General features: G+C 70.0%; 18 protein-coding genes. 4 read left to right on the forward strand and 14 right to left on the reverse strand.

Annotation, left to right across the window (positions count from 1 at the left end; genetic code table 11):
- Nucleotides 1-13: 13 nt before the first annotated feature.
- From ACN26Y_RS15605 to ACN26Y_RS15625, 5 genes are read right to left on the reverse strand one after another with little or no spacing between them, the layout of a single operon-like run.
- Nucleotides 14-3,430, reverse strand: coding sequence for a DEAD/DEAH box helicase family protein (locus ACN26Y_RS15605; protein WP_155330963.1), 3,417 nt, complete (start codon nt 3,428-3,430; stop codon nt 14-16).
- Nucleotides 3,431-3,476: 46 nt separating this feature from the next.
- Entirely contained in the window at nt 3,477-4,685 is a 1,209-nt protein-coding gene (locus tag ACN26Y_RS15610) for a restriction endonuclease subunit S (protein WP_196255863.1), read from the reverse strand.
- Nucleotides 4,682-6,223: a type I restriction-modification system subunit M gene (locus ACN26Y_RS15615; protein WP_155330965.1), complete on the reverse strand. Its 1,542-nt coding sequence runs from the start codon at nt 6,221-6,223 to the stop codon at nt 4,682-4,684. Before ACN26Y_RS15615 ends, ACN26Y_RS15610 begins: the two co-directional genes overlap by 4 nt.
- Complete coding sequence (locus tag ACN26Y_RS15620) at nt 6,220-6,576, reverse strand: hypothetical protein (protein ID WP_230689011.1); 357 nt, start codon at nt 6,574-6,576, stop codon at nt 6,220-6,222. Before ACN26Y_RS15620 ends, ACN26Y_RS15615 begins: the two co-directional genes overlap by 4 nt.
- Nucleotides 6,573-6,908, reverse strand: a complete 336-nt coding sequence (locus ACN26Y_RS15625; RefSeq protein ID WP_155330966.1) for a hypothetical protein — start codon at nt 6,906-6,908, stop codon at nt 6,573-6,575. Before ACN26Y_RS15625 ends, ACN26Y_RS15620 begins: the two co-directional genes overlap by 4 nt.
- Before the next feature lie 334 nt (nt 6,909-7,242).
- On the opposite strand from ACN26Y_RS15625, the gene ACN26Y_RS15630 reads away from it, so the two are divergent.
- Nucleotides 7,243-7,470, forward strand: a complete 228-nt coding sequence (locus tag ACN26Y_RS15630; protein WP_422734889.1) for a GntR family transcriptional regulator — start codon at nt 7,243-7,245, stop codon at nt 7,468-7,470.
- A 71-nt stretch (nt 7,471-7,541) separates the two neighbouring features.
- Here the strand turns inward: ACN26Y_RS15630 and ACN26Y_RS15635 are convergent, their stop codons facing one another.
- Both ACN26Y_RS15635 and ACN26Y_RS15640 read right to left on the reverse strand, forming a co-directional pair.
- Complete coding sequence (locus tag ACN26Y_RS15635; protein WP_422734890.1) at nt 7,542-8,234, reverse strand: MOSC domain-containing protein; 693 nt, start codon at nt 8,232-8,234, stop codon at nt 7,542-7,544.
- Between the two features lie 170 nt (nt 8,235-8,404).
- A complete protein-coding gene (locus ACN26Y_RS15640) occupies nt 8,405-9,283 on the reverse strand; it encodes a dihydrodipicolinate synthase family protein (protein WP_422734891.1) in 879 nt (292 codons plus the stop codon).
- Nucleotides 9,284-9,353: 70 nt separating this feature from the next.
- Between ACN26Y_RS15640 and ACN26Y_RS15645 the strand changes: the two genes are divergently transcribed.
- Nucleotides 9,354-10,256: a LysR family transcriptional regulator gene (locus ACN26Y_RS15645; RefSeq protein ID WP_155330970.1), complete on the forward strand. Its 903-nt coding sequence runs from the start codon at nt 9,354-9,356 to the stop codon at nt 10,254-10,256.
- A gap of 21 nt (nt 10,257-10,277) precedes the next feature.
- Here the strand turns inward: ACN26Y_RS15645 and ACN26Y_RS15650 are convergent, their stop codons facing one another.
- Genes ACN26Y_RS15650 through ACN26Y_RS15665 form a run of 4 tightly spaced genes read right to left on the reverse strand, consistent with a single transcriptional unit; the run spans nt 10,278 to nt 12,958 of the window.
- Entirely contained in the window at nt 10,278-10,694 is a 417-nt protein-coding gene (locus tag ACN26Y_RS15650; protein ID WP_230689012.1) for a type II toxin-antitoxin system VapC family toxin, read from the reverse strand.
- Entirely contained in the window at nt 10,684-10,953 is a 270-nt protein-coding gene (locus ACN26Y_RS15655) for a type II toxin-antitoxin system Phd/YefM family antitoxin (RefSeq protein WP_155330972.1), read from the reverse strand. The genes ACN26Y_RS15650 and ACN26Y_RS15655 overlap by 11 nt, the downstream gene beginning before the upstream one ends.
- Before the next feature lie 48 nt (nt 10,954-11,001).
- The gene (locus ACN26Y_RS15660) at nt 11,002-12,333 is read right to left on the reverse strand and encodes a low temperature requirement protein A (RefSeq protein ID WP_155330973.1); all 1,332 of its coding nucleotides are present in this window, start codon (nt 12,331-12,333) and stop codon (nt 11,002-11,004) included.
- A gap of 46 nt (nt 12,334-12,379) precedes the next feature.
- Nucleotides 12,380-12,958: a TetR/AcrR family transcriptional regulator gene (locus ACN26Y_RS15665; protein ID WP_155330974.1), complete on the reverse strand. Its 579-nt coding sequence runs from the start codon at nt 12,956-12,958 to the stop codon at nt 12,380-12,382.
- A 202-nt stretch (nt 12,959-13,160) separates the two neighbouring features.
- Between ACN26Y_RS15665 and ACN26Y_RS15670 the strand changes: the two genes are divergently transcribed.
- Nucleotides 13,161-14,111 (forward strand): SDR family NAD(P)-dependent oxidoreductase, encoded by a 951-nt coding sequence (locus tag ACN26Y_RS15670; RefSeq protein WP_155330975.1) that lies wholly within the window; start codon nt 13,161-13,163, stop codon nt 14,109-14,111.
- A 61-nt stretch (nt 14,112-14,172) separates the two neighbouring features.
- Here ACN26Y_RS15670 and sucB read toward each other — a convergent pair whose 3' ends face one another.
- Nucleotides 14,173-15,984 (reverse strand): 2-oxoglutarate dehydrogenase, E2 component, dihydrolipoamide succinyltransferase, encoded by a 1,812-nt coding sequence (sucB, locus tag ACN26Y_RS15675; protein WP_422734892.1) that lies wholly within the window; start codon nt 15,982-15,984, stop codon nt 14,173-14,175.
- A gap of 67 nt (nt 15,985-16,051) precedes the next feature.
- Nucleotides 16,052-17,440 (reverse strand): dihydrolipoyl dehydrogenase, encoded by a 1,389-nt coding sequence (gene lpdA / locus ACN26Y_RS15680; RefSeq protein ID WP_155330977.1) that lies wholly within the window; start codon nt 17,438-17,440, stop codon nt 16,052-16,054.
- A gap of 180 nt (nt 17,441-17,620) precedes the next feature.
- Between lpdA and ACN26Y_RS15685 the strand changes: the two genes are divergently transcribed.
- Complete coding sequence (locus ACN26Y_RS15685; protein WP_155330978.1) at nt 17,621-17,950, forward strand: hypothetical protein; 330 nt, start codon at nt 17,621-17,623, stop codon at nt 17,948-17,950.
- Between the two features lie 82 nt (nt 17,951-18,032).
- On the opposite strand, the gene ACN26Y_RS15690 is transcribed toward ACN26Y_RS15685, so the two are convergent.
- Nucleotides 18,033-19,607 (reverse strand): leucyl aminopeptidase, encoded by a 1,575-nt coding sequence (locus ACN26Y_RS15690; protein WP_155330979.1) that lies wholly within the window; start codon nt 19,605-19,607, stop codon nt 18,033-18,035.
- Nucleotides 19,608-19,769 lie beyond the last annotated feature (162 nt).

Below are 19,769 nucleotides of genomic sequence, written 5' to 3' on the forward strand. Positions count from 1 at the left end.
CTTAGTCGGGGACCTACGCCACCTCGTGTGCCGGCGCGGCGGTGGCGCGTACGGACCTGAGGATCGAGACGATCCGGTCCGCGTCGTCCTCGGTGAAGATCGACTCTGGCCCGTGCGGGGCGATCTCGGTGAACGGCGACTCGTAGAGCCGGTCGATCTCCATGGCACCGTTTTGGGTCAGGTGGCCGATGATCATGTTGATGAAATGGATCTGGTTCTTGCTCAGAGTGCGCCCGATGAGGAACTCGTTGAAGGCCTCCGCGGCGGCTTCCCGGTCCAGGCCAACCAGTGAGCGGATGAACAGGCCGAGCCCGTCCGCCGATCGCCGGGCCCGCTCGATGTCCTCGGCGGCGCCGGCGCCGCTCTCGGCCAGCATCCGCTCCAGCTCGGCCAGGTCGCTCGGGGAGAGCTGCCGGTTGCGTCGCAGCTTCTGCAACGCCACGTGATCCTCGTGGGATCGCAGATAGGCGCGGGCCTTGATCCGGAACCGCTCGAAGTCCGTCCCGACTCGCGCCTGCGGGATGGGGACCTCGGTGAGCTCGCCGAGCTGGTCCTCGAAGTCGGTGTAGACGATGGTGCGCTTGCTCCGCTCGATCAGCCTGACCAACGACCGGACCCGGCGGCGCAGCAGCTCCAGCATTGGCAGGGTGACGTCCTGCCACCACTCGTCACCGGCGACCTCGTCCAGCAGTTCCTGCTGCGCGCGGATCGCCGGGATGCTGGTCTGCTCCAGCAGGGCCGACGCGATCTCCTGCACCTGCTTGCGCAGCCGCTCGTACGCTGGTTCCACGTCGAAGTGGCCGAGCTGAAGGCGCAGCATCATCAGGTCGAAGCGCTTGGCGTTCTCGTCCTCGTCCTTGACCGAGGACGGCAGCCCGGCGAGGTTGCTCCCGATCTCCTCGACCGCTTCCGGCGTCAGCCGATGCCAGTTGGCGAAGTCGACGTAGTACTCCACCACGCGCCGTTTCGGGCGCGCGACGAAGTTCTCCATGTTGATGCCGGTGACCCGCTCGTGCAGGTGGTGAGCGACGTCCGAGCGCAGTCCGGCCTCGCTTTTGGTGCCATCGGAATCGGGCTCGCCACCCTGCGGAAGGCGCTGATCGAGCCGGTAGAGCAGTTCGAGCCGGGCCTTGAAGAGCCGTTCCGTGAGGGACTCGCCCAGCGACCCTTCGCTGACCGGCACGTCCTGGCTGAAGAACTCGAAGTTCTGGCAGCAGTCGAAGACGTAGAAGTTCTTCTTGTCCTGCCCGGGGCCGTACAGGTCCGGGCAGAGCCGGGTGCCCCGGCCGATCATCTGCCAGAACTTCGACTTTGACCGGACGATCTTGAAGAAGACCAGGTTGACGACCTCGGGCACGTCGATGCCGGTGTCGAGCATGTCCACCGAGATGGCGATGTGCGGCGCCTTGTCCTTGACCGAGAAGTCGTCGATCAGGCTCTGGGCGTACTCGACCTGGTGAGTGATGACCTTCGCGAACTGGCCCTTCAGGTGCGGGTAGTTGGCGTCGAACCGCTCCCGGATGAAGGTCGCGTGATCGTTGTTCTTCGCGAAGATGATCGTCTTGCCGAGCCGGTCGCCGCCGGCGACCTTGTGCCCGTGGGTCATCAGGGTCTTCAGCACCTTGTCGACGGTGTCGGCGTTGAAAAGCCACTTGTTGACCGCGTCCGGGTCGACGCCGTCCGGCGGGCCGTCCTCTCCCCAGTCCAAGGCGTCCCAGCGGTCCTTGTCCTCCTCGCTGAGGTCGTCGTAGCGGATGCCGTCCCGCTGGAACTTGAGCGGCACCGACACCGCCAGCGGCGGCACCAGGTAGCCCTCCTCGACGGCCTCGTCGAGGTCGTAGTGGTCGGTGGGCACCCCGTCTTCGAGGTGGAAGAGGCTGTAGGTATTGCGGTCGATCTCGTTGCGGGGCGTGGCGGTGAGCCCGAGCAGCAGCGAGTCGAACCAGGAGAAGATCGCACGGTACTTCTGGTACACCGACCGGTGCGCCTCGTCGACGATGACCAGGTCGAAGTAGCCCGGTCCGAAGCGCCGCACGCCACTCACGGTCTCGTTGATCAGGCCCATCATGGTCGGGTACGTGGACACGCACACGCGGCCGTCGGTGTTCTTCTCGGTGACCAAATTGACCGTGGCCACCTCGGGCAGGTGCGCCTTGAAGGCGTTGACCGCCTGGTTGACCAGCGCGTTCCGGTCGGCGAGGAAGAGCACCCGCTTGACCCAGTTAGCCCGCATAAGCTGCTCGACCAGGGCGATGACGGTACGTGTCTTGCCCGCCCCGGTCGCCATGACGAGGAGCGCCTGCCGCTGCCGGTTCAGCTCGAACGCCTCGCCGACCGCCAGGATCGCTCGCTTCTGGTAGTGCCGCTCGACGATGCGCTCGTTGATGTCGCACCCGATGAGCGACCGGCGGCTCTCCCGCCGCTGTACGAGCAGTTGCAGCTCGGCCTTCGTGTAGAAGCCCTGGACCGGGCGGGGCGGGTATGCGGTGTCGTCCCAGAGCCAGTGCTCGTAGCCGTTGGTGTAGAAGATGACCGGGCGCTGCCCGTACGCCTGCTGCAGGCAGTCGGCGTAGAGCTTGGCCTGCTGCTCGCCCACAGTCGCGTCCCGGCGGGTCCGCTTGGCCTCGACCACGGCGAGCGGCTTGCCGTCGTCACCCCACAGCACGTAGTCGACGGCGCCCTTACCGGTGCCGTTGGGCATGCCGCTGACCGGGAACTCCCGGTCCCGCGGCTGGTCGAGGGCCCACCCGGCCTCCTTGAGCAGCACGTCGACGAAGAGGTCGCGGGTCTGCGCCTCGTCGTAGTCGTGGTCGTCGGGCCGAGCCTCGTTCGCGGCCTTCGCGGCGGCGATCTGGGCGCGCAGCTTCGCCAGCTCGGCGTCCAGGCTGGCGTTCTTCTCTCGCTCGGCGGCGAGCGCAGCATCGTGGGCGGCGAGTTTATCGGCGAGGGCCTTCAGGTCGGCCTGACTCGTCTGCTGTGGGCCGCCGCCGTGCGACGGCCGGGGGATGAGCGTCTCGTCGAAGGCGAGCGCGCTCGGCGGCACCTGTGACTGGTCACGGGTGTAGTGGCGGGCAACCCAGTACAGGACGTGGAACAACTCCCGTACCACCGGAAGCGAGTCGGTCGACCTGACCGGGGCGTTCTTGTGCACCGCCCAGTTGCCCTGCTTGCGAATGATGTCCATCTTGGCGTTCAGCGCCGGCCCGACCAGGTGCCGCAGCGTCGGCTCGTGGATCATCCCCGCCAGGTCCTTCTTGTAGGGCGGGGCGAGGGTGCCGTCGACCTGGAAGAGCCAGGTCAGGGTGTGCTCCAGAGCTCGGCGGGCATAGAAGCACGCCGTACGCGGATCGAGGACGGTGTTCCGCTCAGCCTTGGCGGCCTCGCGGAACAGCTCAGGCCACTCGGCCCGCAGAAACGCGAAGTTACTCATCGAGCGCCAACCCCCACAGTCGACAGCAGCCCTCGATCGTCTCACATCACAGCAATCCCCGGAAGGCCCGATCCTGCAACGACGCGAACAATGCGTCGAGTTCCGCCAGGCTCGCCCGGTGTGCCGCCTTAAGCAGTTCCACCTTCGCAACACGATGAGCGAACGAATGCTGGAGAGTCAGCGGAGGTATGCCGGTGGTGATCGAAAGCACCTTGTCCTGCGAAATGTTCTTCATGGACCCACTGGTGCCGGTCGCTCGCCGACTGATCTCGCGTCTGAACGACGGCTGTTGGAAGAGTTGACGCACGTAGAGTGGAGCCGACCTAACTGGTTCATGCCAGACGAAACGCCAAAGCTTGTCGGGCAGCAGCAAGTTGTGGGGTGGATCGGTCACCATGGCGGTCGCGCCGACGAGCGCCTCCGTGTTCGCCCGGCTGAACAGTAGGTCGCCGTCCCGCACAACGTGCGATTGGGGCGGAATGTAGCCGGAAGGGACTGCCTTACTTTCCGTCGCTATAAACGTCAGCGACGTTACGGCGCTAACCTTGAGAACGCGGAATTGTGCCCTTGGATCGTCTTCGTCTTCCGCCACGAGGTTCTTGCCGCTCTCGAAGCGAGCCACGAAGTCCCGGACTGACCCTGTAGGCCACCGGCGCTCGTTTTCGACGGGATCACCGAACATGTCGAGGAAGATGGACTGGGTGAGGTCGTCGAGCGTATTGAGGGCTTCGCGGCGCTTGGCGCGCAGCTCGTCCGCCCGATCCAGTACCTCCGCAACCCTCCGCTGCTCCGCCAACGACGGGAGCGGTACCGCCAGCCGCAACAGCGTGTCCCGTCCGACTGTCGCCTGGTTGACCCACTGGCGACACATGGCCTTGAAGATCCCACCGTCGAATTGCAGATGTAGCCAACGGGCAAGGTAGGCGGGTAGGAGTGTCGAACGATCGACCCGGAGTCGAAGAAAGTGATTGCTGAAAACGGTCGGCTCGTCGGTTGCATAGATCAGCGCTGTCTTGCCCACCATGTCCGGGCTGTTGGTCGCGTTGAAAAGGACATCGCCCTCACGTAGCAAGAAGCCAGCTATCCCGGGCCGCTGGGCAGGGACCAAGCGACGCTTCGACAGGTCGAGACGGCCATCCCTGGTGATGTTGTTCATCCGAATCTGGAAGATGCCGTCTTCTGCTTCCTCCCCGCAGGCGAAACCCGGCTTGGCCTCAAGGAGAAGATCTCCCAGGCGCTTCGTGGGGACAGTCATCGTTCGAGCATCGCCTTCAGGTCGGTCATGCCCTGCTGAATCTCGGACTCCAGGCATTCCAGGTCGGTCAGAATTTCTAGCGGCGATCGGTGCTCGGCCTCTCCGTGGACAATCTCCTTGTAACGGTTGAGGCTGAGGTCGTATCCCTGCTCGACGATGTCGGCCTTGGCTACGCAAAAGCTCTGCTCGGTCCGCGCCCGCTGCAATTCGGTCCCATTACGACGGGACCAGCGCGCCAGAGCATCCGGCAGGTTGTTTTGGGCGTGCTCGTCCTCGATGAGCGCCACCGTCGGCACGGGGCCCAGCTTCTCGGTGGGCAGCAACGGCATCCGTCTGTCGTCGAGGCTCCAGCCGTCGGCGGTCACCTCGTAGAACCAGACGTTGTCGGTGCCGCCGCTGTCAGTCTTGGTGAACAACAGGATCGCCGTGGACACGCCCGAGTACGGCTTGAACGTACCGCTGGGCAGTTTCACCACTCCGTCGAGCTTCTGCTCCTCGACCAGGATTCGGCGCAACTCCTTGTGTGCCTTCGTGGAGCCAAACAGCACGCCGTCGGGCACCACGACCGCCGCCCGACCGCCGGGCTTGAGCAGGCGCAGGAACAGCGCGAGGAACAGCAGTTCGGTCTTCTTGGTCTTGACGACCCGCTGGAGGTCCTTCGAGGTGCTCTCGTAGTCGAGGCTGCCGGCGAAGGGCGGGTTGGCGAGGATCAGCGAGTACTTCTCCGACTCCCCGCTGACGTTCTCAGCGAGCGAGTCGCGGTAGCGGATGTCCGGGTTCTCGACGCCGTGCAGCAGCATGTTCATGCTGCCGATGCGCAGCATCGTCCCGTCGAAGTCGAAGCCGTGGAACATGCTCTCGTGGAAGTGCTTCCGCTGCGCCGCGTCGTGCATCGCCTCGGGGTGGTTGCGGCGGACGTACTCGCCGGCCTCGACCAGGAAGCCCGCGGTGCCGCAGGCCGGGTCGCAGATCTCGTCCTTGGGCGTCGGCTTGGTCATCTCGACCATGAGCTGGATGATGTGCCGCGAGGTGCGGAACTGTCCGTTGTGGCCGGCCGTGGCGATCTTGCTCAGCATGTACTCGTAGAGGTCGCCCTTAGTGTCCCGATCCTCCATCGGGATGTTGTCGAGCATGTCGACGACCCGGGACAGCAGCGCCGGGTTGGGGATGGTGAACCGGGCGTCCTTCATATGGTGCGAGTACGTCGACCCGTCGCCGCCGAGCGTCCGTAGGAACGGGAAGACCCGCTCGCCCACGGTCTCGAACATCTCGCTCGGCGCGGCGCTCTTGAACCGCGACCACCGCAGGTCGTCGTACTTGCGCCCCTGGCCGTCGGCACCTTCGGGAAAGATCCGCCGCTCCATCGGCTTGCCGGTGCGAGCGGCCTTCCGTTCTTCGAGGGTGTGCAGGTCGTCCAGGCGCTTGATGAAGAGCAGGTACGTGATCTGCTCGATCACTTCCAGCGGGTTGGAGATTCCACCCGACCAGAAGGCGTCCCAGATGCGGTCGATCCTGCTCTTCAGCTCACCAGTGATCACGTAGCTTCGGTCCCCACGCCGTCGGCCATGTCGAGTTGACCTTCGCAGGGTAGTCCGGTGACGGGGACCTCCGGCATGGGGTGTTGGGGCGACTCGCCAGGCGACCTGCGGACGATTGCCCAGCCGAGGAAGCGGTCGAAGAGCTGCGTCGGGTCGGGGCCGTCGTGCGGGTCGAGCGGGTGGAGTTGCCCGGCCGCGTCGTGCAGCAGCCCGCCCAGGTAGACCAGCAGCGCCACCCGGTCGTGTGCGTACTCCCGTAGCAACGTCAGCCGGGCCGGCCCGCACGGCCAGGGCGCCGCGCAGGCCCGGCACAGCCACAGTGGACGCAACGGCGTGTGCGGGCGGGCGGTCACCAGCGTCCGCCGTTGGCCCGCCAGGTCTGCGCGGGCGTCAGCCGGCCGACCCGCCCGACCTGCGGGTTCGCCCGCGTCGGCTCGTCGCGCCAGCGGGTGTTGCGGGGCGGCGTCGGCGGCTCGGTCGGGGTGGTCGCGTGCCGGTCGGGGCAGGCGGTCCAGCGCAGGCCGCACGAGCACCAGCGCCGCAACCCCCGCCAGGTCCGCCGGTGCCGAGGCCCGAGCGGCACCGGCGGGTCGCGCCGCCGCCACCTCCCGAGGAGTACGCGGACAGCCGCGCCGCCCTGCGCCATGCGCAGTGAGTTGGGCGGCCGGGGGAGGGGTGAACGCACGTCGTCTCCTCTCCGGTCAGCGGCGCCGGGACGGGCGGGGGCAGCCGTCATGGCGGTTCGGGTCCGCGCCTGACGGCTGGAGCCCGGCACCCGCCCCGGGCCTGCTGGTCCTGCCCGACGAGCGGTGTCGGGCAGGGCGTGGCACCCGACCGACCTCCGGGGGAATGGCGGCCGGCCGGGCGCGTTTTCACGGAACGACCAGCCCCGGTTGCAGACCAGGGAGCCGATCGATGGGAACTTTGTCAGACTAGTCTGGCAAAGTCAACGGACTACTTCGTACTTGTACTGACAAGTTTCTTGTGATCAGATGGCGGGTGCAGACCAGGGAGTCACCATGCCCGCCAAACCAAAGTGGGCGCAGCTTGCGGAGCTCATCCGCGAGCAGATCGCGTCCGGAGAACTCGCCCCAGGCGACAAACTGCCGTCCACCGCTCAGCTCAGAGAGCAGCACGGTGTGTCGGCTGGCGTCGTGCGGCAGGCGATCCTCGTCCTACAGATGCAAGGCCTCGTCGAGGGCGTGCACGGCGTCGGCGTCTTCGTTGCCGAACGCCCCGACGCCTGAGGGGCTTCTCGATCAAATGATGTGTCCGGTCTCCGGACCTGGGTGACACTCCGCGAACCGCTCGTTTTCAGCTAGGGACGCGGTTCGACGGCATCCCCTAGTGCGATACGACCAGGGCGTTCGACTGTGGCCCACACGCCGAAGGTCATGTCGTGGTGATCGGCGACGGTTCTCAGGAGATGCCCGTGCTCCGGGGCGTCCTCCTGGGCGAGGTCGATCATGACGCATCGAGTAAGCCGCTGGCGTGGTCTCAAGACGACCTCGGAACCGATGCGAACGGTCCTCCCGAGCCATCCGTCTTCCGGGAAGTCGCTTCCCGGCACATCCACGAGCAGGTTGGCGCGGAACCGCAACGGCTCGACCGGCTCCCCCAGGAGATCATGCAGTCGTCGCAGGGCGGCGGTGCTGATCAGGCTTACCGGTCCCTCGTCATGGTGCATGACCTCAGCCTGACGCTCGATCGTGACGCGACGGGCGAGCACCTTGCTGACCGCCTCATGCCCTGCTGCCGCATCGGCGGCGAAGCGGCGTCCGTCGGGCAACTCGACGAGCGGCACCGGATCACCGAAATGCCCGCGGAGCGTGAACAGCCCCGGCATCCGTCGGAAGCGACGGGTGTTCTTCCCGCTGCCCAGCTTCCCGTCTGCGTCTCGCACGGCCCACGAACGGTCACCAACCAATCCCCGCTGGTCGACGTCGACGGCGGCGAGCTGCTCGCCGAGTAGCGACTTGATCGGATACCGGCGGATCTCGGCTAGCTCCATCGGCGTCACTGTAGATGGCCGGACGGAGCAGGGTCATCCAGCCGCCCGTGGGTGAGCGGGCCGAGGGCGTCGCGGCGTACCCGTAACGAAGCGACCGGCCGCGAGATCTTGGAGAATTTCGGCCCCTTCGGGGGCCGTTTCCTTCCAAGATCTGGCGACGTTGAGCGCGGTCAGGCCGGCAGCTTGGTCAGTTCGGCCAGGTGGCGTAGGGCTCGTGCGGTGGCTGCGTCGGTGGCGGGCAGCAGTGGCGGGCGGACCGCCGGCGTCGGGATGCGGCCCCGGGCGTGCAGCACCGCCTTGATCACGGACGGGTTGGGTTCGGCGAAGAGGGCGGCCGAGAGAGTGGCGAGCCGGTGGCCGAGCGGCCGGGCCCGCGCGACGTCCCCCGCCCGCCACGCCTCGACCAGCGCGGCGTAGTCGGCGGTGGCGACGTTCGCCGAGGCGACGATGCCGCCGTGCCCGCCGAGGGCGAGGAGCGCCGAGACGTACGCGTCCTCGCCGCTGAGCACGGCGCAGCCCGGCGGTACGTCGGCGAGGAAGGCGATGGTGTCCGCGTCGATGCCGCCGACCGCGTGCTTGATACCCACCACCCCGGGCAGCGTGGTCAGTCGGCGCAGCGCCCCGGCGGAGAGCTGCTGCCCGGTGCGGTACGGGACGTGGTAGACGACCAGCGGCACCGGGGAGGCCTCGGCCAGCCGGGCGAAGTGCGCGACCACCGCCTCCTCGCCGGGCCGGAGGAACGGCGGCACCAGGCAAAGCGCCGCCGTGACCTCGGGCCGTCCGGCCAGGGCGTGCAGCGCGTCGACCGTGCTGGCGCCGACCAGAAGCCCGGCCTGGTGCTCCCGGCAGAGCTCGGCGACGGCGTCGACCACCCGACGCTGCCCGCCGTCGTCGAGTGCGTGCGGTTCCCCGGTGGTGCCCAGCGCGACCAGGCCGGCAGCGCCGGACTCCAGCACGTCGTGGGCATGGGCGGTCAACGCGTCGAGGGCGACCTCGCCTCGGTCGTCGAACGGCGTGACCAGCGGTACGTACAGCCCTGTCGGTGTCATGCCTTCAGCCTGCGACAGAGGATCGTGTAGGACCAGTTCAGATTCCTCACCAGACACGTAAGCTGAGCTGATGCTTGATGTCCGCCGGCTGCGTCTCCTGCGGGACCTGGCCCGGCTCGGCACGATCGCCGCGGTCGCCGAGGCGCACACCTACACGCCGTCCGCCGTCTCGCAACAGCTCGCCGCGCTGCAACGGGACGCCGGCGTCGCGCTGATGGAACGCGCCGGCCGCCGGGTCGCCCTGACCCCGACCGGGGAGGCACTGGTCCGGCACACCGAGGTGATCCTCGCCGCCCTGGAGGCGGCCGACGCCACCCTGGCCGCCGCACGCGGGGGGCTCTCCGGCACGCTGCGCATCGGCACCTATCCCAGCGCCGTGCGTCCCGTGCTGCTGCCCGCCCTGGTCACGCTGGCCCGGGACCACCCCGCGCTGGACCTGACGGTCACCGAACTGGACCCGGTCGCCGTGCCCGCCGCACTGCGGGACCGCCGGCTCGACGTGGCCCTCGTGCACGACTACGACATCGCGCCGGTGCAACCCGATCCGGCGCTGGATTCGGCGCCGTTGCTGGACGAGACGGTCTTTCTCGCCGTACCCGCCGACCTGGAGTGCGACCTGGCCGGCGACCCGTTGCGCTCGGTACGCGACGCGGGGTGGATCGCGGGTAGCCCGGGAACCCTCTGCCACTCGCTCGCCGTGCACGCCTGCGAGCTGGCCGGCTTCCGCCCGACCGTGCGTCATCACGCTGATGACTTCGCCGCCATGCTCGCCCTGGTAGCCGCCGGCCACGGCGTCGGGCTCGTGCCCCGACTCGCGGTCGGGCAACCGCCCGCGGCCGGGGTCCGTCTGGTACCCCTCGGCTTCACCCGGCGCACCCGGATCGCGTACCGGAGGGGCGCGGCCGGCCACCCGGCGGTCGCCGCCTGCGTCGCGGCGCTTCGGTCCGTCGACGTGGGCTCGTCGACCGGCTGAACGTAACGGCAGTCGCTTGGGTCAGGGGCGTCGTACCGGTCGGACCGTCACCAGATCATCGAGACCGACGAAGTCGGTCGGGTTCGTGGTGTAGAGCGCCAGCCCGTTCGCGTACGCGATCGAGGCGATCATCAGGTCGGCAATCCGCCGACGGGTTGTCCGGCCGGTGGCGAGGACCGCACCTGTGACCATGCCGAAGGCGCGCGCCGCCTCGGCATCGAAGGGTAAGGGATCGAAGGTCGCCTCGGCGTGCTGGAGCACGCTCATCCGACGTGCTCGTTCAGTGCGATCGTCGGCGTGGTGTGGGCCTGCGGAGAGTTCGGCGAGCGTGACCGCGGAGATCACCATCTCCTCGGGCAGTTCCGCCAGGTCCAGGGCGGCCAGGTGGATGACGACGTTGGTGTCGACGAGTCCGCGGCTCGCGGCGTCACCACTCACGGCTGAACGGGTCCTGGTCGACGGATGAGTCGATGTCCTCACGGAACCTGTCGGCATCGAGGACCGGTGCGGTGGCGAACGCCGCCATGACCTCGGCGCGCGGGACGAAGGTTCTCCGGCGGAGAGGAATGAGTTTGCCGATCGGTGTGCCGTTGCGCGTGATGACGTATGACTCACCCCGCTCGACCCCGCGCATGATGGCACCGGACTCATTGCGCAGCTCGCGCTGGGTGATCTCGCGATGAGCATGCTCGGCCATGAACCCGATACTAGTCCAGGGTGCTACGAAGTGCTACGACTGGCGGTCCTACGTCGAGGGGTCGTCGGGGGTGGTGTCGTGCCAGCGGGAGCGGAAGGCGGCCTCGTGCGCCTCGTGCGTGGTGCGCTCCTGGTACACGGCGGCGTACAGGGCCCTCCGGGCGTCGGTGAAGAGCACCACTTCGGTCGCGATCAGCCCGACGCAGATGGCGGTGAGCAGGGCGAGGGCGGCCAGGCCGGGCAGGTGGGAGGCGATCGGGATGCTGCCGGCGAGCACCAGCACCGTGCCGACCCGGGTCCAGGACAGGGTGTGCAGCGTACGGAGCTGGAACAACATGTTCGCCGACAGGTAGCAGATCACCCCACCGAACAGCAGCGGTACGTCGGGACCGTGCGCCGGCTGCGTGATCGGGATCTTGGGATCGGCGATCTCGTGCACGATGCCCTCGGCCCCGAGGGCGAACAGGATGATTCCGGCGATCATCGGCAGGTAGAGGTAGGCGTAGGAGTCGCGGGCCAACGCCACCCGCGGACCGTCCTTGGCGGCGTGCAGGGCGATGCGGGCGGCCGGCCCGATCATGTCGTAGTGGGCCCACCAGAGGGCGGCGGTGAAGACGATGCCGAGGACGGCCGCCGCCACCGCCGACCAGGTCGGCGGCTGGCCGAGCAGGTTGCTGCCCACGCCGACGGAGATCACCGACTCGCCCAGGGCGATGATCAGGATCAGGTCGTAGCGCTCGGTCCAGTGCTCGGCGGAGGTGACACCCCAGCCCCAGGTGCCGACGAGGATGCCGGTGGTGTACTGCAGCAGCACGAGGGTGAGCCACAGTCCGTCCCGGGCGAGCGTGGCCGCCTCCGGATCCTCGATCACGGACGGCGCCATGGCAGCGGCCACCAGGAGCAGCGTGCTGAACACGAGTTCCGGGGAGAACCGGAGCAGTTGCCGCCGTTCGTTCGGGCTGTCGCGTACGACGTGCCAGAAGAGCAGGAAGTGCACCGCCCGGATCACCACGTAGCTGATCGCCACCACCACCGGCCCGGCCGCGCCCTCGCGCGGATCGCCGAACGCCTGTGGGAGGGCCAGCGCGAAGCAGAAGAGCGCCGCCATCCCGATGACCATCAGCACCGGCACGAAGCCGAGCCCGAGGCGGACCCGGGTGGCGACCACGCTGTGGATCACCCAGCACCACCAGAGCACGGCGAGCACGAGCATCGCGTGCAGCAGCGTCCGGCCGGTGATGTTGGCGGCGGTGGCCCGGGTGATGATGAAGAACGAGAAGACGAAGACCAGGTCGAAGAAGACCTCGAACTTGTCGACCCGTGCACCGGGGGCGATGGGGACGGCCGGCCCCAGCCGGTCCCGCCACCCCTTCCCGCCCACCCGACCACTCTCTCAGCGCCCGGAGACCGGCCGGGCCGGAATCGGCTCAGTCCCCGGGGCGGTAGCGCAGGCCGTCCATGAGCAGGTCCAGCAGCCGCCGGGCCTGGTCGCGCTGCTCGGGGCCGCCGGCGGCGAGGGAGACGCCGCTCAGGCCGGCGAGCACGTCCGCCGGGTCGACGTCGGCGCGGACCGTGCCGGCCGCCGCGCCCGCCGAGAGCAGCCGGGTCAGGGCGGCGACGAGGCGGTCGCGGCTCTGCGCGTACGGGTTGGTGCCGGCCGCGATGACCAGCCGGAGCGCGTCGGCCATGCCCCGCTTGGTGGACAGGTAGTCGATGAACCGGTCCATCCAGGCGCGGGTCGCGTCGGCCGGCGGCAGCCGCTCCAGCAGGTCCTCCGCCGCGTCGCAGAGCTTGGCCAACTCGTTGCGGTAGGCCGCCTCGACCAGCGCCTCCCGGGTGGGGAAGTGCCGGTAGAGGGTCCCGATGCCGACTCCGGCGTCCTTGGCGATGGCGTCCAGCGTTACGTCGGCCCCGGCCTGGGAAAACGCCCGGACCGCCGCGTCCAGCAGCCGCTCGCGGTTGCGCTGCGCGTCGGCGCGCAGTGGTCGGGGGGCGGGGTCGGGCACGTCTCCTCCTGGCGCTCGGCGGGCTCCGGCGGCCCGTCCCGCGACGGTACGCCGGGGCGTCTGCAGGACGCCGGCCGGGAGCAGGCCGGTTGGCAAGCGGAGGATCCTCCGGTTACGCTGGATCCGTAGCGGAGGAGCCTCCGCTTCCGATGGTAGCGGCCGGACCGGGTTCCGCCGTGCCACCTCTGACAAAGGACGGATCATGACCACCAGCACACCTGTCAGCACGCCGTTCACCGCAGAGTCCACCGCCCTCGAGGTGATCCAGGGCATCGACCTCACCGGCCGCCGGGCCGTCGTCACCGGCGGGGGATCCGGCATCGGCGTCGACACCGCCCGGGCGCTGGCGTCCGCCGGCGCCGACGTCACCATCGCCGTCCGCAACCTCGACCAGGGGCGGCGGGCCGCCGACGACATCACGCGTACGACCGGCAACGACCGGATCCTGGTCGCCCCGCTCGACCTGGCCGACCCGGCCTCCGTCGCCGCGTTCGTGGCGACCTGGGACGGTCCGCTGCACATCCTGGTCAACAACGCCGGTGTCATGGCGTCGCCGGAGATGCGGACGCAGCAGGGCTGGGAACTCCAGTTCGCCACCAACCACCTCGGCCACTTCGCGCTGGCCACCGGCCTGCACCGGGCGCTCGCCGCGGCCGGGGGAGCCCGCGTCGTCTCGGTCAGCTCGGCCGCGCACCTGCGCTCGCCGGTCGTCTTCGAGGACATCCACTTCCACGACCGGCCCTACGAGCCGTGGGCCGCGTACGGGCAGTCGAAGACCGCGAACGTGCTCTTCGCGGTCGAGGCGACCCGGCGCTGGGCGGACGACGGCATCCTCACCAACGCGCTGATGCCCGGCGCGATCCGCACCAACCTGCAGCGCCACATCACCGAGGAGGAACTGGCCCGGCTGCGCGCCGCCAGCGGCGGACCGGCGGCGCCGGCCTGGAAGACGGTCGAGCAGGGTGCCGCCACGTCCGTGCTGGTGGCCACGTCGCCGCTGCTCGACGGCGTCGGCGGTCGCTACTTCGAGGACTGCCAGGAGGCCGGCCCGAACCAGCCCGGCACCCGCACCGGGTACGCGCCGTACGCGTTGGACCCGGAGGCCGCGCAGCGGCTGTGGGAGGTCTCCGAGGAGACCCTCAAGGCGGCGTGACCCCGCGACGACGAAGGGCTCCCCGGTCACCCGGGGAGCCCTTCGTCGTGGAGCGTCAGCCCTACAGGCCCAGCTCGGCCTCGAAGTTGCCGGCCTCCAGCCGCTCCTTGACGGCGACCAGGAAGCGGGCGGCGTCCGCGCCGTCGATGAGCCGGTGGTCGTACGACAGGGCCAGGTACACCATCGACCGTACGGCGACGACCTCGCCCAGCTCCGGGTCGTTGACCACGACCGGCCGCTTGACGACGGCACCCGTACCGAGCATCGCCGACTGCGGCGACGGCACGATCGGGGTGTCGAAGAGGGCGCCCCGGCTGCCGGTGTTGGTCAGCGTGAACGTCGCACCGGCGATCTCGTCCGGGCTGATCTTGTTGGTCCGGGTGCGCTCGGCCAGGTCGGCGACCCGCTTGGCGATGCCGCCCAGGTTGAGGTCACCGGCGTTGTGGATGACCGGCACCAGGAGCCCGCGCTCGGTGTCCACGGCGATGCCGAGGTGCTCCGCGTCCGGGTAGGTGATCGTCCCGGCCGCCAGGTCCATCCGGGCGTTGACGATCGGGTACGCCTGCAGCGCCTCGACGGCGGCGAGGGCGAAGAACGGCAGGAAGGACAGCTTCACGCCGTGCCGCTGCTGGAAGGAGTCCTTCGCCTGCGCCCGCAGCTTGGCGATCTTGGTGACGTCCACCTCGATCACCGTGGTGAGCTGCGCCATCTCGTGCAGCGACTCCTGCATCCGCTTGGCGATCGCCGAGCGGATCCGGGTCAACTTCTCGGTGGTGCCCCGCTTGCCGCTCGGCGTCGGCTTGACCGCCGGCTTCGCCGGGGCCGCCGCCGCGGCCGGCTGAGCGGCCGGAGCCGGGGCGGCCTTGGCCGCGCGGGCCTTCTCCGCCGCCTCCAGCACGTCCTGCTTGCGGATCCGGCCACCCACGCCGGTGCCGTTGACGGTCGACAGGTCCACGCCGTGCTCGCCGGCGAGCTTGCGGACCAGCGGGGTCACGTACCCGGCGGCCTCCTCGCCACCGGCGGGCGCCGGCGCCGACGGGCGCTGCTGCGGCGTCGGGGCCGGCGGGGTGGCGGCCTGCTCGGCCTTCACCGGCTCGGCCGCGACCTCGGCCTCGGCGGCCGGCTCGTTGTACGACAGGCCCGGCGTCGGCTCGCTGACCTGCGGCTCCGGCTCCGGCTTCGGTTCGGGCTTCGGCTCGGGCGCCTCCGCCTTCGGCTCCGGCTTCGCCTCGGCCGGGGCGGCACCGGCCGCGCCGACGATCGCCAGGGTCGCGCCGACCTCGGCGGTCTCGTCCTCGGCGACCTTGATCTCCAGGACGGTGCCGGCGACCGGCGACGGGATCTCGGTGTCCACCTTGTCGGTGGAGACCTCCAGCAGCGGCTCGTCCACCTCGACGGTCTCGCCGACCTGCTTGAGCCAGCGGGTCACCGTACCCTCGGTGACGCTCTCGCCCAGGGCCGGCATGGTGACCGGGGTGCCCTCGCCCGACGGCGCCGGGGCGGCCTTCGGCGCCTCGGCCTGCGGGGCCTCCTCCTGCGCGACCTGCTCGGCGGTGCCCGCGGCGGCGGCCGTCGGCTCCGGCTCCGGAGCGGCCTGCCGCTGCGGGGCGGCCTCGCCGCCGCCAGCGGCGCCGCCCTCACCGTCGATCACGGCCAGCTCGCTGCCGACCTCGGCGGTCTCGTCCTCGCCGACGACGATCCGGGTCAGCACGCCGGCCGCGGGCGACGGGATCTCGGTGTCGACCTTGTCGGTCGACACCTCGAGCAGGGGCTCGTCGACCTCGACGGTGTCGCCCTCCTGCTTGAGCCAGCGCGTGACGGTGCCCTCGGTGACGCTCTCGCCGAGCCGGGGCATGGTGACCGATACCGGCATGTTCTCCAGACTCCTTCGGTTCCCCTGGTGGGATCGTCGCCCGTCGCCGGACGCCGCGGTTGTCGTGTCAGGCGTGCGCGTGCAGCGGCTTGCCGGCGAGGGCCAGGTGCGCCTCGCCCAGGGCCTCGTTCTGCGTCGGGTGGGCGTGCACGAGCTGCGCCACCTCGGCCGGGTACGCCTCCCAGTTGTAGATGAGCTGGGCCTCGCCGATCAGCTCACCGACCCGGGCGCCGACCATGTGCACGCCGACGACCGGCCCGTCCTCGACCCGCACCAGCTTCACGAAACCGGTGGTCTTGAGGATCTGGCTCTTGCCGTTGCCGCCCAGGTTGTAGTTGTAGGTCTTGATCTTGTCGGCGCCGTACTGCTCCTTGGCCTTCGCCTCGGTCAGGCCGACCGACGCCAGCTCCGGGTCGGAGTAGGTGACCCGCGGGATGCCGGCCTCGTCGATCACGGCCGGGGTCTGCCCGGCGATCTCCTCGGCGACGAAGATGCCCTGCTGGAAGCCCCGGTGGGCGAGCTGGAGGCCGGGCACGATGTCGCCGACGGCGTAGACGTTCGGCACGTTCGTGCGCAGCCGCTCGTCGGTCAGCACGTAGCCGCGGTCCATCTTCACGCCCTGCTCCTCGTACCCGAGGTTGGCGGTGTTGGGGCCGCGGCCGACGGCGACCAGCAGCAGCTCGGCCTCGACGGTGTCGCCGCCGGCGATCGTCACCTTGACGCCGTTGTCGGTCTTCTCGACCTTCTCGAACGGCTTGCCGACCTTGAAGTTGATCTTCCGCTTGCGGAAGGCCCGCTCCAGCGCCTTCGACGACTCCTCGTCCTCGGCGGCGACCAGCCGCGGCAGCGCCTCGACGATCGTGACGTCCACGCCGAAGGACTTCCACACGCTGGCGAACTCGACGCCGATCACGCCGCCGCCGAGCACGATCACCGACGACGGGACCCGGTCCAGGGTCAGGGCGTGGTCGCTCGTGATGACCCGCTCACCGTCGATCTCCAGGCCGGGCAGGCTCTTCGCGTACGAGCCGGAGGCCAGGACCACGTTGCGGCCGGTGTAGCGCTTGCCGTCGACCTCGACGGCGTTCGGCGCGACCAGCTTGCCGGCGCCGGCCACGAAGGTGATGTTCTTCGCGCCGCCCACCAGACCCTGCAGGCCCTTGTACAGCCGCGAGACGACCCCGTCCTTGTACGAGTTGACCGCCGCCATGTCGATGCCGACCAGCTCGGCCTTGACACCGAACTGCTCCGACTCGCGGGTCTGGTCGGCGATCTCCGCCGCGTGCAGCAGCGCCTTGGTCGGGATGCAACCGTTGTGCAGGCAGGTGCCGCCGAGCTTGCCCTTCTCGACCAGCGCGACGGAGAGGCCCAGCTGGGCGGCGCGCAGCGCCGTCGCGTAGCCGCCGCTGCCACCTCCGAGGATGACGATGTCGAAGGTCTGGTTCGGCTCGCTCACGTCCAACTCCCAGGTCGCGTCGCTGCATTCGGGGGGTCACAGCAGGGTAATGCGGGCACACCCCACCTCGGTCATCTTGTCACCACCGCGCTCCGCCCGCGTAACGAGGTGCCCAACGACACGTCGTCGACACGTACGCTTGGCACGGGCTTCGATGACGCGGGTTGGGGGAGACGGCCGGTGGGACTGTTCCGACGACGGAAGAAGAGGCCTGCGGTCAGCCTGGACCGCGCGGCCGACCGTGCCGATCTGGAGCACCTTGAGAATTTCGTCCGCACCCGGCAGGGTGTCGAGGCGTACATCGAGCCCCGGACGACCGTCACCGAGACCACGGTCATGCTGATCGCCAGCGACGGCGAGTGGACCCGCCGCCGCATCGACGGTCCCGACGGCGCGCGGCGCTTCGCGTACCGGATGGGCATCCCCGTGTACGACGTCCGCCTGATGGGTTACCCGCAGCGGATGCGCGACTACAACGAACGCCGCAAGCGCCGCCCCGAACTGTTCTGAGGTGGGCGTACCGAGCGCCCGGGGTGTTAGGAAGGGCCCCTTGTGCAACGCCAGGCGTTGACAAGGGGCCCTTCCTTGCGCGTCAGCCGTTGGCGGCGACGTCCTCGATCAGGTGCAGCAGGGTGCGGACCGGGACGCCGGTGCCGCCCTTGGTCCAGTAGCCGGTCGGCTCGCCGGAGTGGTAGCTCGGCCCGGCGATGTCGATGTGCGCCCACGACACGTCCGCGGTGACGAACTCGCGCAGGAACACCCCGCCCTGGAGCATGTGACCCGCCCGGTCCATGCCGGCGTTGACCTGGGAGATGTCCGCGACGTCGGAGTCCATGCCCTTGCGCACGTCGTCCGGCAGCGGCATCGGCCAGGCCGGCTCGCCGACCGCGTCGCCGGCCACCTTCACCCGGTCGCACAGCTCCGGGGTGCCCATCACGCCGGCCACCCTCTTGCCGAGGGCGATGACCTGGCCGCCGGTCAGGGTGGAGGTCTCGAAGAGGTAGTCGCAGCCGTCGGCGCAGGCGCGGGCGATCGCGTCGGCGAGGATCATCCGGCCCTCGGCGTCGGTGTTCAGCACCTCGACCCGCTTGCCGTCGAACATGGTGATCACGTCGCCCGGCCGGTACGACGTGCCCGACGGCATGTTCTCCGCCATCGGCAGGTACGCGGTCACCGGCACGGACGGCTTGAGCGCGGCGACCGCCAGCATGGCGGCGGCCACGGCGGCGGCGCCCGCCATGTCGGACTTCATCTCCCACATGCCCTGGGCGGGCTTGATCGAGATGCCGCCGGTGTCGAAGGTGATGCCCTTGCCGACCAGCGCGACCCGCTTGCCGGTGCCGCCGCCGGCCGGGGTGTAGCTGATCCGCACCAGCCGCGGCGGGGCCTCCGAGCCCTGGCCGACGGCGACGATGCCGCCGTACCCGCCCTCGCGCAGTGCCGCCTCGTCGAGAACCTCGACCGCCAGGCCGGCCTCGCGAGCGGCGGCGGCCACGGCGTCGGCGAACGCCGGCGGGCGCAGGTCGTTCGGGGCGGTGTTCACCCAGTCCCGGGTGCGGCGCACCGCGTCGGTCACCGCCTGCGCCCGGGCCACCTCGGCCGTGGCGACCGCGTCGCCCGCGTCCGGCACCGACACCAGCACCTCGGCCACCGGCTCCCGGCGGGCGGGCTGGGGGCGGGTCTTGTAGCCGGCGAACCGGTAGCCGCCGAGCAGGGCGCCCTCCGCGACCGCCCGCAGCGCCGCCGGCGCGTCGGTGTCGTCCGGCAGCGGCAGGGCCAGGGCCACCCGGGAGGCGCCCGCCAGGGACCGAACGGCCGCGCCGGCCGCCCGGCGCAGGGCCTCCGGGGCGGGGGCGGCGCCGGTCGGCTCCGGCCCGAGGCCCACCGCGGCGACCACCGGGGCGGTGACCGTGCCGAGCGTGGCGAGCTTGATCACCTCGCCGGGGCGGCCGGTCGCACCGAGCAGCGCCAGCGTCTCGGTCAGCTTTCCGTCGAAGGCCGCGGCGATGCTCTCCGCGCCGCTGGCCAGCAGCAGGGTGGCGGCGTGGCCGCTGCTGGCGGCCGGCTCGCCGGTCTGGCTGTGCACACCGATGACGATGGCGTCGACGGCGAGTTCGGCGGGGTCGGTGTCGACCAAACTCAGGGTGGTGGTGCTGGGCGGTGTCACTGAAGCTGCTCCCGGGCGGGCCGGGCCGGTCGCATCGTCGCGAACCGGCGATGAAGGTCTCCGGCGGACCGTACCCGCCGGAGGTGAGGGCTGTCCCGCCGACGGCTCCGGCGGGTCCCGCCGATGCTAACCAGCGGTTCAGGCCCCGGTAAGTTCCCACCC

The sequence above is a fragment of the Micromonospora sp. WMMD558 genome, assembly GCF_049315255.1.
Lineage (GTDB): Bacteria > Actinomycetota > Actinomycetes > Mycobacteriales > Micromonosporaceae > Micromonospora.

Bases quoted from the DNA above. Each gene is read 5' to 3' on its own strand.
- ACN26Y_RS15605 (WP_155330963.1), bottom strand. From the start codon at position 3,430: ATGAGTAACTTCGCGTTTCTGCGGGCCGAGTGGCCTGAGCTGTTCCGC.
- ACN26Y_RS15610 (WP_196255863.1), bottom strand. From the start codon at position 4,685: ATGACTGTCCCCACGAAGCGCCTGGGAGATCTTCTCCTTGAGGCCAAG.
- ACN26Y_RS15630 (WP_422734889.1), top strand. From the start codon at position 7,243: ATGCCCGCCAAACCAAAGTGGGCGCAGCTTGCGGAGCTCATCCGCGAG.
- ACN26Y_RS15635 (WP_422734890.1), bottom strand. From the start codon at position 8,234: ATGGAGCTAGCCGAGATCCGCCGGTATCCGATCAAGTCGCTACTCGGC.
- ACN26Y_RS15640 (WP_422734891.1), bottom strand. From the start codon at position 9,283: ATGACACCGACAGGGCTGTACGTACCGCTGGTCACGCCGTTCGACGAC.
- ACN26Y_RS15645 (WP_155330970.1), top strand. From the start codon at position 9,354: ATGCTTGATGTCCGCCGGCTGCGTCTCCTGCGGGACCTGGCCCGGCTC.
- ACN26Y_RS15655 (WP_155330972.1), bottom strand. From the start codon at position 10,953: ATGGCCGAGCATGCTCATCGCGAGATCACCCAGCGCGAGCTGCGCAAT.
- ACN26Y_RS15670 (WP_155330975.1), top strand. From the start codon at position 13,161: ATGACCACCAGCACACCTGTCAGCACGCCGTTCACCGCAGAGTCCACC.
- sucB (WP_422734892.1), bottom strand. From the start codon at position 15,984: ATGCCGGTATCGGTCACCATGCCCCGGCTCGGCGAGAGCGTCACCGAG.